The following is a 14,550-nucleotide window of genomic DNA, read 5'->3' as shown; positions in this document are numbered from 1 at the left end:
ACTAAAGAAGTCCTTAGATTAGATTTAGGGAGATAAATAGAGGACGATCAATTTTGATTGTCCTCTTTTCCACTTTCATTAAACTATGATTTATCAATTAGTTATTTTTGTCTTTTTAAATCATTTCTGCGGTTCGGTAGGATATTGATATAAATGTCCATACCTAAATTTCAAAAAATCTAAGCACCAACCTTCTAGATAAAAATTGGTGTTCGATAACTCCTTCCAGAGCATAACCAACCGAAATGGTTTTAAAACTTTAATCGGTAACAACAGTAGAAACCATTTAAAAGGAGCTAGGTAATAACCAAAAGCTAGATTTTCGAATTGTTAGATCTATGCTTATAATATATCCTCGCGTAACAAATAAGCATTTACGGAAGCCTTGTTAATTAAAAACTCCAAAATCACCAATAACTTAGATTTCGTATATCGGTCTGTTTTGAGTTTGGTTCGATTGAGATACACATATTTTCTTACCAGGATCTCAAGATAGTAAATAGTGTTGATTTGCTGTTTGCTGGTTTGCAGTTTAGGATTTTTCGTTAGCATGTCACTTATCCAAATCACACCTTCACTAAGGAAAATGGAACCAATCTCATTTAAAAATTTAGCGATACCATATAGTACTGCCGGATGACTCCCCATTTCCTTACAGACTTTGCTAAAGAAAAGTTTTTCACGCTCTTTAAGACTGAACCATTCTTTTGCCGTTTGTTTCCAATAGGGCCAGGCTAGTAAATAGTTGTGAATTATTGGGTTTGTGAAGCGATCCCCCCCTATAGCCGTTATATTTTTAATGGTTTCGTAAAAGTTATCCCAAATAATCCAGAACGGTTCATATGACCGCAACTTGTCTTCGGCAAAAATTATTTCTTGCAAAAAATCTCCAGACTCTCTTGTAATGCCAAAAGAATTTACGAAAGGTTTGATCCAATCATTAACGGTTTTAATATCCCTTTTCAAAATAAAGTGCGCCGCACGTTCGAAAAACCTATGCCGCATCTTGTAGTCAATATTTTCCGGTTCCTCATCACGGTCATCCTCGACTAACAGCTTTTTGCACAAAATCGGCAGAGCTTCCCTGACGAAATCGAGAAGATCCTCGTTTTTAGTATCAGTTGGAACCAAATTAAATGCTAACTCCAAAGTGTCAATATCTAATGAAGTGGTATCCGTTTTATCAACTGGTAGCGTATCTCCCAAAAGTGCTTTAAGTTCGGCAGCATGATCAGTAGTGAACTTGTCTACTACTTCATGCTGTGAATACCTGTAATGTCTGCTACGCGAGGATGAAAGAATAGTTTGTTCAGCAGCTCTAAATTTGCCAGAGAACGCAAGATACCCACGGAAAATTTGATGGGCTCTATCGGGAGCAATTTTGTAAAGATTGTTATTTATTGCTTCGATTGCATAATCGCAAACACGTTTATATTCGCCGATCGAGTGTTTGTCGAACAAGGTTAACAATAAAATCCTATCGTAATGATCACGATCTTCCGGATAACGATCATATAAATATGGAAGCGCGTTAATAGCGATTTCAACCCCATCTGAAATCTGGTAGTCATAAGTTGCGGTAAGGTGTGCATTAGAGTAACTATGCACAACATCTCGACAAAAAAGAAGATCCTCCTCGGAAATTCCATCAGCATGTTCTTTAATCAGCGCGTAACAAGCGAAAGCAGGAGATGCATGATTAAACAGGAAAAATGTATCATCTCCATTATTAAGATTATCGACCAATTCCCTTACCTCCCGCATAGCGTGACTGGGATTCTCATCATATTGCGGATATGAGCCATAATTACCCCTTTCAGGGTTAAATTTTGAAGTTCCCCAAAGTTTCAGTGATGTGTAACGCATAAAATTGGAGTTTTCCTTAAAGACCTCTTCGCTATGACGTTTCAATTCGTCATCAATCTCGGGATTAAAATCAATGACTAAATTATTGTCTTTCTGCTCAACTTTGGGCGACATCTTTCTTCTGTCAATCCGGGAAAGCATTAACCGATAATTGTGTGTTTCGTCCTGGTCTGGTTCAAGCGTTTTGATCTTTTCATAGTGAGTATCCATGATAGCATACATAATGTTAAGCCTTTTTTCGGCTTCTTCTTCAGTGACATTTTGGTTGCGAAAGAACTGGTATTCCAGGGCACGATGCTCCAGTGAAGATTTACGATGAGGTTGTTTAAGGGTTGCCTGTCTGTCAGTTTCATGCAGCTTATTTTTAGCAGCCATCCCAGTACCGATACTATATAAGCTCGATGTTTGATGTTCACCCATAAGGCGCCAATTTTCATGTTTTAAAAACTCATAGTTTTTGAAAAGTATGGCGGCTATATCGAAAAATTTATCTTGGAAAGCTAATACCACACTTGTAACGATGGCCGTTATTGAAGCGGATCGGGTATTTTTGAGCATATAAAGCAACCATTTTTTCATCACCTCTGCATCCGCCCATTCACAGACCTCCAGCAGATATTTTTCAAGAGCCATGTGATATGACTGTATTAAATACGGCGAAACTGGCGATCCATTGCCTCTGTAAATGCTCCAAATGCCACTACTTATAAATTGTTTTGTGGTAGTCTGATCTTCAATAATTACTTCAATTTCCGATACAGAATCGTCGAATCCGGAAGCGGCGTAATCAATTATTGCACGATTTGTAAAATCGATGATGAATCGGAGTGTTTTTGCGAAAGAACTTTGAAGCGCCCAATATACAGGTGTTTGGTAGGCACTTGCCGGAAAATACGCGTGGTGCCAACGGCTTGGTATAGAATAGTACTTTTCTGTGCTATATCCTCCGAAGTCCATCAGATGGCGATCTTTTGGCTGCTGGTACCAAAACCGGTCTACTAGTCTTAACACTTGTTCCGGGAGCTGGTATATAAAATTAACCGCATTATTTTCGACAGTTAGGATGCTCTCCAAGAGATCGTCATTTGGCCTGTGACGGTCATTAAGCTCACTTGCCATCAATTCGTCAATCACTGTTGTAATCTCATCCTTTATTTCAGCTGTACCTGAAAGGAATACTGACAGAAACATTTTTTCGATCTTCTCGTGGTAGTAGGTCTCTTTATCCTTTTTGCTTTCTTTGTAAAAATGCAAAGCAAACAAAGCAGCAAACCTTGTAGCGTCGCCTTTTTTGCTGAAAGATGTCCATTCATCCATCAAGGCTAGCATTAGGGATAGCTCACTAATTTGTATATCAGATATATGTTGATATATAAATGCAATACAATATTCCCAGCCCTTTCCTTTAGGTTGCGTGATCAAGTAGGTCGAATCAAACGAGACTTCATTCAGTATTTCCGAGTTCTGATAGAACATCTTGTTAACTTCTTTACAAGCTGTCCTAAGTAAGAAAATGATCTTTTTTAGACGGGTTTTATCGTTGGCCAACAGGAGTTTTTCAAATACAACAAAAAATTGCTGAGAATACTCTGAAAGCAATACGCTTATCAGCATTTCATCTTTCCAAAACGAAGGGATCGTTGACGAGGTAAAAACCGTTTCGATAAACGGTTTAATCAAGTCGATGCTGTCACTTAGCTTTTCGGAAAGCCAATGCCGGAATGCACGGCGAATAGGCAATGAAGTTCCGATTTTTTCAAAAAAGGCATTGTATGTTGTCAGCGACTTATATTCGCGCTCGATAATTCGGTCAAGTGCCCATTCCTCATAAATATCATGTGTTATAAAATAACCATTCTGGCTTCCTTCGTATTTAATAATTTCGTCTGAGACCAACAGGGCCAGAATACTGTTATTCAACTGCTCGCCATTGATATAAAAATGGCCCGTTTCACATCTGGTAGAAGCAAGTTGAAGAAAGCACTTCTCCCGTTCCAGGTGCGTATTATTTTTCTTGAACGTTGAGTTTTGGATCTTTTTAAGCCAAAGCGCTGCCTTGAAATTTGCAAGATCTGTTTTACTATCAAAGCTTTGATATTGACTCAAAAACTCATCGAGATAAAACAGGTTTGTTATGATCTTCAAAACTTTTTCATTGCTCGGTAGCTGAAATTTATAAGCTTTAGCAATCTCTTCCAGTTCCTCTTTCTTAAGATTTTCGATCCTGACGATGTCAAATTGCAATCGATAAACTTCAAGCAATTGAAATGCAAGGTCATCCAGGTAGCTGTATCTTGTGGTGAAAAATATCTTCCAATTATTTTTTAATAAAACCGACAGCAATTCTTTGAAGGCATCCTGATTTTCGAGATCCGCTAGCTTCTCAGCTGAATCGATCACCATTATTTTTTTTGTTTCCTCTACATGTGCATTAATAAAGTCGCTGAGATTAAAATCACCGAATTTTTTAAAAAGGTCAGCAATGTGACTCAGGTTAAGTTCGGCTGCTTTAAAGACATAGATCGGTTTGTCCCCTTTTGCAAAAATGTCTTTAATTATTGCTGTCTTTCCGCTGCCACCTTCGCCTGCAATGAGGGCAACCTGGTTTGTAACTTTATCTAAATCTTCTATCAACGTGCTTCTGTCGACCTTGATCTTTGATCCGCTAAAATCGATGTCAGACTGTATTGCATGTAGAATATTCTCCGTATGGGCCTTTATTTCGGAAATGAAGTCGATGATATTCTTACCCAGGCTAAAGAAATATTCCGCTATACGTTCATTTGCCGGTAGCGCAAGTTGAACTTCAAAGTGGCTGGGAACCCGCCATTCAAGTTTTACTTCTATCTTATTCGCCGCGTTTTCAATATCGAGCAAATACTGGGGCTTTTTTACCCCTTTTTTTGTGCTTTCGGAAACTTCCTGATTGATGTAAAGAATAATCCTTGCCAAGACAGGATTTTCCCTTTTGGCTTTTTCTAATGAATCGATGATATCATCTTTGTTGTCAGCAATTTTTGTGTCATAAAATTTTGCCTGGAAACCAATAACCTCATTGTTAATAGTAATAGGTTCTGTTTCAATTCCAGTTTGGTTCTTGAAACGAAAAATACCAAATTTTATATTAAATTCTGAACAGAATAACAGGTACGCAAGGCTTTCAAATGCCTTAGTTTCCCTTTCGTTAAATTTTGCTTTAAAGTTATTCCAATTGATGTCGATCATTTATTTTTTCGATAAGTTATAATAGTTAAAATCACATGTGTCCTAAATAAATTTTAGGGAGCTGTTTCTGTGTTCCCAACATAGATTTTTTCCTCATTTGAATTTTGACCCTACTTTTCATTCCTGGAAGATGTGCAGCTGTCCATTTTTCCCTTTGACCGGAGGCCTTACAAAGGGATCATCTATCCATTGCCAGATATTAATTTTTACGAAGATATTCATTCTGATAAATGCCACCAGATTGGAGAGGTTCCAATCATATCTGGCCTTCTTTTGCAGATATTTTAGCAGTAATATACCGATCAGGGAAGTCCAGATCTGGATCATCACTGCATTTTCAGAAGTCCCTATGAATGTCGATACTTTTAAGCGCTGCTTTAGATGCTTGAAGAAGACTTCGATATGCCAGCGCTGTTTATATATATTAGCCACCACAGAAGCCTTCCACGCAGTATTATTGGTCAAAAAATGGTACTCATTGCCCGTGGTGCTGTCCCAAAAGTGAACCAGGCGTAGCGGCTTGCCGTTGTATTTATTGCAGGCAGGGCCAGAAAGCTCAATGAGCTCATCTTTAATGATTCCCTTTTCCAGGAGCGCTTCACTCTGATATGATTTGATAACCTTGTACTTCATGCCAGTTTTACTCCTGGTAACGAAGTAACAGCCGGTGCTGTCCAAATCCCCAAGCCAGCTATAATCCACGTAACCGCGATCCACGACCACGACGCTTCCTTTTGGAAAACTGTAGCTACCCGCACGCTGGCTCTCATGCACTTTTCCATCCGTAATCTGCATAAAGACAGGTAGGCATCCATCATAATCCAGAACGGTATGAAGTTTTACCGCACCTTTGGTGCTCCTGAATTTAGCCCAGTCAAATAGAGATAGACATAATGGGATCACGCTGGCATCCATCAGATAAACCTTTCGCTTCAATTGGGTAAGATCTTTGCGAAAATGCGTATCCTTTTGCCAGAGCTTGTCCAAAAGAGCAAAGTATAGATCTTTAAAGAGTTCATGGGGGCGATGCTTGTTGATATAAGAAATATTAGACTTACTAGGAGCTCTAATCACACCTAAATGATTCAGATTACCAGTTGTACTGCGCAAGCCATTACTGATATCCCGAACTGAATCTGCCGAGGAAAAATGGCAGAATATCATGCTCGCAAGATGCGTCCAACTGTTGATCCCTTTGCAATGTTTATCACTCTTATGTTTAGCCACCAAATCCTTGAATAATTCGCGGTCGATAAGCGATAAAATCTGACTAAAAACGTTTAAATTTACCATGGCGGTGTAATAAAATTTAGCGATTTAAATATAGCAACTTTGCTATATCAAAACACCGCCGCTTTTTTAACGTTTAGGACGCAAGTGAGTTAAAATTACCTAAAATTATCTTATAGTATCTTTAACTTTTTCAACATTTCGATATAAGTTCTTTCGATTACATACCATAAAATCTTCAGCCATTTGAACAAGGCCTCATCTCCTCGACTGATTCGACATTGTATTTGAAGATATCGCGATTTCCTATTTCCAATTGTATCATCAGTGGTCAAGTTTTTTCCAAAATTTGGCTACCATTATTCTAATTGAATTTTTTCTTGATACTATATTAAAGGAGCAAAAAGACCCTCAGTATTTTTCGAGAAATATTCTACCCCCAAATATGTTTGTGATGAAAAATCAATAGGTAAAAATTCATTTTTGGCTCAGAGATCCAAAAAGACAGAAAATTACTCTATATATTCATTATCTGGATTAATGTCCCATTTTGAAGTGTCAACGCCTGGCTCATCTACTTCCGGGTCTTCATTGGGGTAGTCCTCTCCGATGGAATACCTTATCCTAGTTCCAAATGGGAATGTATCTTCAACTTCGTGACCGTCTCCATTGCGTCGATCAGAACTCGAACCCCATGATAAGGTAACCTCCACCTCTCCTTCCACAGCAACAACAATTTCCTCCGCACTGATTTCTTCAACCCAATAACCCAGGACACTTGCTGCATCCAAAGAATAATGCTGCGCCAATGAATCAACATTTTCAAAACTAGTGGAGATAATAGCATCAATTGCTTCATCCTCTATTTTATCCTCAACCAGATTCATTACTTGCTCTCTACAGCTATTTATAGCTTCGACAAAGGTTTCAAAATCAGCAAGAATACCAACCGACCTTTTCGTTACCTCCACATCACTTAAATTAAAATCCTCTTCATTTATGTGTGTATATCTACTAAGAGAATCGATGGAGTTCTTTATGGCTTTAGCTGATTTTTGAAGACTTGAAAATTCAATTCCAAACAATTTCAGTAGTTCATCATCGATGCCACCTTGGATGGCATATTTTATCCTTTGGGCTCGCGAAGGTTTACCGTTTTCTGTTTCTTGTTTGAACCACCTACAAGATTTTACGATTTCATCGGGAGCCAATCTGTGAAGGAAATGACGGGAAAGTTCACGAATGCTATAAGCGAAATTATTGAAGCGTATTTTATTCCCCATATCCTCGAGGGAACTAACGGATGCCTCGAATAATTCTTGCTCGAATTTATCAGTTAGGATGCTCTGAATTTTTATAATACTTTTTTTCATAGTTTATACTTTTTTAAAAGTTCTCAAGGATAGATAGGCATAAGTCACCTTGGCGATCACTTTTCCATGAAGCGGACCCCATAATCTTTACGCACTCACTCTCATGGGGTACCGAAATTTATTTTTGAGGGAAAGCCCATTATCCAATGAACGATCGGCATAATGGGCTATATCCATAGAATTAAACATTAAATTATGCGGGTCTTAAATGATAGGCTTTAGGCTGAACAAATGCTCGTATACCTTGAGCCGATAAGGTCGAACCTAAGCCAGAATTTCGTCTTCCGGACCAAGGCACATTAGGGCTTACCCTATCACAGCAGTTCCAATATACCGTTCCTGTATCCATTTTGCTAAGGATATTCATTGCTCTATCCTGATCGGACGAAAACACCGCTGCAGTAAGGCCATAGGTCGTATCCTGCATCAACGTAATTGCCTCTTCGTCTGAAGTTACCTTTTGTATACCTATCAACGGACCAAAAGTCTCTTCACGCATAAGTAGCATGTTGTGATTACAGTGCTCAAATACTGTGGGAGCATAATAATATCCCTTACCTTCTAATACATGTCCGCCCAACCGTAGTGTTGCTCCCTTTTCAAGGGCATCTTTCACTTGATCTTCAAGGACGTCCAGCTGAGCAGCCCTCGTTAAAGGACCGATAAATGTGTCTCCAGCGCATGGATCGCCAACCTGATAGGAAGCTACCTCCTCAATAAATGCCTCGACAAACTCATCGTATATCTGTTCTGAAACATAGATACGTTCAACAGCACAACAGCTCTGCCCATTGTTGTAGAAAGCGCCCTCAGCTGCCGACACTGCCGCCTGTTTTATATCTTTCACATCTTCTGTTACGTATAGTGGATCCTTTCCGCCTAGCTCAAGCTGGACTGGAACTAATTTATGCGCTACGGCCCTAGCAATATGTACTCCAGTTTTATAGGATCCAGTAAAGAAATAGCCATCCAATGGCAATGATAAGATATGCTCGCCAATCCTCCCATCTCCAACAACACAGTGAAATACATCATCAGGTATACCGGCTTCATAAAGGTATTTTGCAAACTGCAATCCGGTCAGCGTAGCAAATTCAGAAGGTTTATAGAGCACGGCATTGCCCGCAACCAAGGCGTACAGAAAAATATTAAAGCCCACATTATAAGGGAAATTCCATGCAGAAATATTGGCAATGACACCAAGTGGTTCATAGCGAATATGTTCTAGTGTAGCCCCCTCATTTACAATAATTTCTTCTGAAAGCCATCTTTCAGCATTTTTTCGAAGATGCTCAATACGGTTTTGTGCTCCGTTAATTTCATTAAGCGATTGTGTGATGGGTTTGCCCGTCTCCTTGGTAAGGATCTCCGCAAGTTCCTGTTTATTCGCCAAGATCAGCTCCCCAAATTGTATGATGCACGCCAAACGATCCCTCAAAGGAACGTTGGCCCATTTTTGCTGTCCCTGTTTTAGTAAGGAGAGTGTATTTTCCAATTCAACTGTTGTGGTTGAAGGCAACGTTGCTACTACAGCACCGGTTGCAGGATTTCTAATTTCTATGTTGTCTTGCATGTTCGATAAAAACATTAAGAATTAAATTTTCATCTAAAAGTATTCCCTTCTGTGTTTGGGAAAATTCGGGATGCCATTGTACACCCATCACTTTCCCGGCCGCTTCTTTGGTATAACCAAATGCTTCGATAAATCCGTCTTCCGAGCGCGCAAAGACTTCGAGATCACGGCCAAGATCTTTAATAGCCTGATGATGTACAGTGTTGACCAATGGATTGGCAACATGGCCATATAGTCTGTCGAAAAGTGTTCCTGGTTCTATATGTACGGGATGATTGATGGTGTCGTATAGACTTGCTGAACGATGTACAGCCGACTGAGGAAGCTGACTACCGATATCCTGATACATTGTGCCTCCAAAATAGACGTTCATTAACTGAAATCCCCGACAGATACCTAAGACTGGCTTATGATTTCTGATGGCATAATCCAATATCTTTAGCTCATATTGATCCCGATAAGGGTCTCCTTTCCAGGGTCCGATAGGCTCTTCTCCATAATGCTGGGGTGCTATATCGCTTCCACCTTGAAGAACTATGCCATCCATCTGGTGTAAGATGTCCGCTAATAATGATTCTTCAAGATCCGGCAATAATATAGGAAGAACGCCTTTTTTAGTTATCCATCGAACCATATCATTTTCCATATAGCTCAGTGATTTGTGTCCAAAGACCGTCCTCTCGGGGTCTGGATAAAAAAAACACGCACTAATACCGATTTTTAACATATTATTTTCCTTCGTAAGCGGTTTCATAAATTGCAAGAAAATCTGCTTTGCTAACGGGCTTGGGGTTTGATGGGTGACAGAAATCTGCAAACGCCAGTTCTGATAACGGTTGCAGATGTTCCTTTTGCACGCCTATCGCAGATAATTGTGTAGGCAGTCCCAAACGTACATTGAGGTCAAACAGATAGTCTACAACCCTGTCTCCAGCATGACTACCGAGCCCTAAAGCCATGGCCATCTTATCGAAACGATCTTCAAAACCGACATAATTAAACTGCATGCCATAAGGAAGATTCACCGCGTTGGCCAGTCCATGATGGGTATCAAGGAGCGAGGACAGCGGATGCGCTAAACTATGAACGACTCCTAATCCCTTCTGAAAAGCAACAGCTCCCATCAATGATGCCAAAAGCATTTTAGAGCGGGATGGCAAGTCTGATTCTTTCGTAGCACACTCAATAGACGTCGCCACCATGGCCATTCCTTCAAGCGCTATACCATCACACATCGGATGATACCCTTTGGCCAAATAGGCTTCCATATTGTGGGTAAGTGCGTCCATTCCCGTTGCTGCCGTAATAAACGGTGGCAGATCCATTGTAAGCAAAGGATCGGCAAATACAATTTTTGCCATCAATCTGGGACTAAACAGAATTCGTTTTTTCTTGGTATCATCTTCTGAAATAATAGCACTACGCCCCACCTCACTCCCAGTCCCGGCGGTCGTAGGTACAGTAATCAATGGTGGTATCTCGTTGGTCACATAGATATCGCCACCGATCAGATCGTCGTAATCAAATATATCACGATAATGATTTGCGCGCAAGGCAATTGCCCGTGCTACGTCGAGTGCTGCTCCACCGCCAACGCCAATAATTGAATCTCTATTTTGCCCTCTAAAGACATCTCCTCCCAAGAGGACATCAGATTTTACTGGATTTTTATGCAAATCATGAAAGACAATAACGTCGATCCCTTTGTTCGTCAGCTTTTGTTGGACTCCCTTAAAAAATGGTAGTTGGGCGATAGTCGGATCCGTTACCAGTAAAGGGCGATTAAATCCATTGGTCAATAAATAGTCTGGTAGCTCGTCGATCACTCCAGCACCAAAACGGATCGGTGTCGGAAAATTAAAACCGTAAATTTTTGCTGTATCCATTGTTCAGTTAAATAATTTCAAAATATCTTTTTGTTTCCCAATCTGTGACCTGCTCAGAAAATTGTCGCCATTCCCATAACCGTGATTTACAAAAATGATCGACAAACTTTTGGCCAAGTAGCTCGGAGGCTATTTGCGATTGCGCCATTCGAGCGGTCGCATCGTGGAGGTTTCTTGGTAACACGCCGTGTTGCAGATCTTTATAACCATTACCGCTAGTATGTCGATTATCCAATGGCAATTTATACTTGATGCCATACAACCCGCTAGCCAAACATGCTGCTACTGCCAAATAAGGGTTCACATCTGAACCGACAACACGATGTTCAATGCGTGTGGCTTTGGGGCCACCTTCGATGACGCGGAGTGCTGTGGTACGATTATCTATGCCCCAAGTCAGGGTTGTCGGTGCCCATGCTCCTTCAGTCAGCCTTTTATAACTGTTAACAGTGGGCGCCAATAACGGTAGAATATCAGGTAAACAATACAATTGCCCAGCAAGAAAATGCTTCATCAACTGGCTCATTCCGAGTTCATCATCTTTATCATAAAAGAGGTTGTTCTGTTTGTTGAGATCCCAAAGACTTTGATGTACATGGCCACTGCAGCCTGGTAAGTCCTTGGTCTGTTTCGCCATAAAACTCGCCGTGATATTATGTTTTTTTCCGATGTCCTTAACCGCAGATTTAAAGAGCGTAGCCCTATCCGCAGCTTCAAGAGCATCACTACATTGGATCGCAGCTTCCAGAACACCTGGCCCGGTCTCCGTATGTAGCCCCTCAAGAGGTACACCGAATCTTTCGAGCATAGCCAAAAGATCCTGAAAAAATCCGTAGTTGTCAGACATCCGTAAGATGGAATAGCCAAACATACCAGATGTTATCGGTGTCATATCTCTAAAACTATTTTGGGGAGCGGCATTATCGGCTTTCACGAAATTAAACCATTCAAATTCCTGTGAAAAAATTGGTTTAAATCCGGCAGTCTCCGCCTGTGCAATTATGTTTTTAAGGAGTGATCTTGGGCACACATTTTGGTCCCGAGAAAGCGGAGATTCAAAATCAGCTAGAAAAAAGGGAATATCTTCTTGCCAGGGAATCTGTCGAAATGTATTTCCATCAATACGCGCCGGGAAATCGCCGTATCCTGTATGCCAGCCTGTAATTTCCACATTGTCATAAACCTGATCGTTAACATCCCATCCAAACACCACCGAGCAAAACCCAAATTCATTGTCCAGTGCAGAGATAAACTTATCCCGATGCATAAATTTCCCACGGAGCACCCCGTCTATATCAGCGACGGCAACTTTAACGTGCGTACTTGTGCTTGCTGTTAATTTGGCAATAATTTCATTTTTAGTTATCATAATTTGATGGTTTTGTCCTTGTCAAGGAAGATTAGGAAATAGAGGTATGATAAGATGACAAGCCCAAAGAATAATAGAGCTGTCAAGGGGTTATAATATATCATTGCAATGAGACACACGACAGCAATAATAAATGCAATTGCCGGAAACAGCGGATACAATGAAACTTTGAATGGGCGTTCCAAATCTGGTTCCTTTTTTCGCAAGGCAAAAAATGACCACATGGATATTATATAAAGACAGATTGCCCCAAAACATGCGATGGTAATAATACCTGCGGTCTTTCCGGTCAATAATGCTATGATGCCAATAGCCATATTGATTAAGAGTGCATTGGCCGGAGTCTTAAATCGTTGATGTACTTTTCCAAGAATCGACGGTGCATACCCCACTCTCCCAAATTCGAAGGTAGCTCTGCCACCAGCGAGAATGATACCATGAAATGAGGCTATAAGACCCAAAAGACCAACGCCTATAAGTAGTTTATAGAGAATATGGCGATTGTCAATGACATGTGCAATGGCAAGTGGCAATGGTGAATCGGAGGGTTCAGTGCTTCCGACAGGATAAACAACAGCCTCCCAGCCGCCGACACCCACCGCCGACAAAAATGTAATGATACAAAGCACAACTAAAGTTACGATGGCCGATCCAAAGCCGATTAATACATTTTTCTGTGGATTGATCGTTTCCTCAGCAACATTCGCTACACCTTCAATAGCGAGAAAAAACCAGATGGCAAACGGAATAGCTGCAAAAATACCCGAGAAGCCATTGGGCAATGCGTTGTGCTCAAGGTTGGAAAATTCGAAAGCCGGAAATGTAACACCGGCAAATATTAGTAATTCGATAACCGCAAGAACAGTTACGACCAATTCAAATGATGCAGCGAGCTTTACGCCCAGTATATTCATTGAAGTGAAAATCACATAGGCCCCAATGGCAAAAATAAGATAGTCAACCGAAGGATGCAATAAATGTAGATAAGCACCTATAGCAGCAGCAATGGCAGGCGGAGCAAAAACAAACTCGATATTTTGTGCAATACCGGCGACAAATCCCAAATGCTTGCCCAATCCTCGATTGGCATATTCAAAGGCTCCGCCAGCCTTAGGGATCGCACACGCCATCTCTGTATAGCTGAAGTTAAATGTAAGGTACATGATAATAACGAACACTGTAGCAATGGCCAATCCCAATGTGCCGCCTTCTGCCAAACCGAGATTCCATCCAAAATACATTCCCGAGATAACATAGCCTACACCCAATCCCCATAACATAACCGGACCAAGGACTTTTTTTAATTGAGGCTCACTCATAATTTTATTTAGGTTGGTAAATGATAGTAATTAATTAATTTAAATTTACTACATATAGTTTAAATGATAGTATTATATATCTGTAATTATGGCTATTTTAGTAAAATAATATGGTTATATTTTATTTACTAGTGTTTACGATCTAACTACAGTCATAGATATAGTTTTTTTAGATTTAATTTACTACGATAATGAAATTGGATGAGAAAGACCTCATGCTTCTGGACCTTTTGCAACAGGATGCGAACATAAGTAACAAGGAAATAGCTGACCGTGTTAATTTATCCATGACTCCCGTTTACGAACGTATTAAGAAGTTAATGGCAACCTCCGTTCTCAAACAGAAAGTCTTTCTGCTGGACAGAAGAAAACTTTATCTTAATCTAATGGTCCTTGTATCCATTAGTATGGAAAAACATTCCAATGAAAGTGCCTTGTTATTTATGGAGGAGATACAAAAATTTCCAGAAGTAGTCGAGTGTTTCCACGTAACGGGTGCATTTGACTATCAAATAAAGGTGATGGTTAGGGATGTTGATCACTATCATGAATTCAATTTTAATAAACTGGCAACAATCAAGGGAATCAGACATATGGAAAGTTATTTTGTCATGAAAGAAATCGTGAATACAACCCGTCTCCCAATCTTTCTTTGATAATTAGTTTAGCATATTTTAGCTTTACTATGCTGCGCTGACGACTCTCCTAA

At 40.2% G+C, this 14,550-nt stretch carries 9 protein-coding genes; 1 reads left to right on the top strand and 8 read right to left on the bottom strand.

From position 1 onward, the window contains the following. Nucleotides 1-342 precede the first annotated feature (342 nt). The 8 genes from avs4 to eat all read right to left on the bottom strand — a co-directional run bounded on the left by avs4 (nt 343) and on the right by eat (nt 13,841). Nucleotides 343-5,091, bottom strand: coding sequence for an AVAST type 4 anti-phage nuclease Avs4 (avs4, locus tag DTA23_RS06005; RefSeq protein ID WP_112374127.1), 4,749 nt, complete (start codon nt 5,089-5,091; stop codon nt 343-345). Between the two features lie 117 nt (nt 5,092-5,208). Next, nucleotides 5,209-6,384, bottom strand: coding sequence for an IS4 family transposase (locus DTA23_RS06000; RefSeq protein ID WP_112374126.1), 1,176 nt, complete (start codon nt 6,382-6,384; stop codon nt 5,209-5,211). Nucleotides 6,385-6,833: 449 nt separating this feature from the next. Continuing rightward, nucleotides 6,834-7,694 (bottom strand): pPIWI-associating nuclease domain-containing protein, encoded by an 861-nt coding sequence (locus tag DTA23_RS05995; RefSeq protein ID WP_112374125.1) that lies wholly within the window; start codon nt 7,692-7,694, stop codon nt 6,834-6,836. 193 nt (nt 7,695-7,887) lie between these two features. Continuing rightward, entirely contained in the window at nt 7,888-9,267 is a 1,380-nt protein-coding gene (locus DTA23_RS05990; protein ID WP_239468864.1) for an aldehyde dehydrogenase family protein, read from the bottom strand. Next, entirely contained in the window at nt 9,245-9,994 is a 750-nt protein-coding gene (locus tag DTA23_RS05985; RefSeq protein ID WP_070564532.1) for a gamma-glutamyl-gamma-aminobutyrate hydrolase family protein, read from the bottom strand. The genes DTA23_RS05990 and DTA23_RS05985 overlap by 23 nt, the downstream gene beginning before the upstream one ends. Nucleotide 9,995: 1 nt before the next feature. Further along, the gene (locus DTA23_RS05980) at nt 9,996-11,153 is read right to left on the bottom strand and encodes an iron-containing alcohol dehydrogenase (RefSeq protein ID WP_112374124.1); all 1,158 of its coding nucleotides are present in this window, start codon (nt 11,151-11,153) and stop codon (nt 9,996-9,998) included. 7 nt (nt 11,154-11,160) lie between these two features. Continuing rightward, the gene (locus DTA23_RS05975; protein ID WP_112374123.1) at nt 11,161-12,522 is read right to left on the bottom strand and encodes a glutamine synthetase family protein; all 1,362 of its coding nucleotides are present in this window, start codon (nt 12,520-12,522) and stop codon (nt 11,161-11,163) included. Further along, a complete protein-coding gene (eat, locus tag DTA23_RS05970; protein WP_112374122.1) occupies nt 12,519-13,841 on the bottom strand; it encodes an ethanolamine permease in 1,323 nt (440 codons plus the stop codon). Before eat ends, DTA23_RS05975 begins: the two co-directional genes overlap by 4 nt. 191 nt (nt 13,842-14,032) lie before the next feature. Here eat and DTA23_RS05965 point away from each other — a divergent pair, with 191 nt between their 5' ends. After that, nucleotides 14,033-14,497, top strand: a complete 465-nt coding sequence (locus DTA23_RS05965) for an Lrp/AsnC family transcriptional regulator (protein WP_112374121.1) — start codon at nt 14,033-14,035, stop codon at nt 14,495-14,497. The last annotated feature ends 53 nt before the right edge of the window (nt 14,498-14,550 follow it).

This window comes from Sphingobacterium multivorum (assembly GCF_900457465.1).
GTDB lineage: Bacteria > Bacteroidota > Bacteroidia > Sphingobacteriales > Sphingobacteriaceae > Sphingobacterium > Sphingobacterium multivorum.
This window is presented reverse-complemented; position numbering and strand designations above follow the sequence as displayed.

What these genes read in the sequence shown, in the direction of transcription:
- DTA23_RS05965 (WP_112374121.1), top strand. Translation starts at nt 14,033, where the DNA reads ATGAAATTGGATGAGAAAGACCTCATGCTTCTGGACCTTTTGCAACAG.
- DTA23_RS05985 (WP_070564532.1), bottom strand. Translation starts at nt 9,994, where the DNA reads ATGTTAAAAATCGGTATTAGTGCGTGTTTTTTTTATCCAGACCCCGAG.
- DTA23_RS05975 (WP_112374123.1), bottom strand. Translation starts at nt 12,522, where the DNA reads ATGATAACTAAAAATGAAATTATTGCCAAATTAACAGCAAGCACAAGT.
- DTA23_RS05995 (WP_112374125.1), bottom strand. Translation starts at nt 7,694, where the DNA reads ATGAAAAAAAGTATTATAAAAATTCAGAGCATCCTAACTGATAAATTC.
- DTA23_RS05980 (WP_112374124.1), bottom strand. Translation starts at nt 11,153, where the DNA reads ATGGATACAGCAAAAATTTACGGTTTTAATTTTCCGACACCGATCCGT.
- avs4 (WP_112374127.1), bottom strand. Translation starts at nt 5,091, where the DNA reads ATGATCGACATCAATTGGAATAACTTTAAAGCAAAATTTAACGAAAGG.
- eat (WP_112374122.1), bottom strand. Translation starts at nt 13,841, where the DNA reads ATGAGTGAGCCTCAATTAAAAAAAGTCCTTGGTCCGGTTATGTTATGG.
- DTA23_RS06000 (WP_112374126.1), bottom strand. Translation starts at nt 6,384, where the DNA reads ATGGTAAATTTAAACGTTTTTAGTCAGATTTTATCGCTTATCGACCGC.
- DTA23_RS05990 (WP_239468864.1), bottom strand. Translation starts at nt 9,267, where the DNA reads ATGCAAGACAACATAGAAATTAGAAATCCTGCAACCGGTGCTGTAGTA.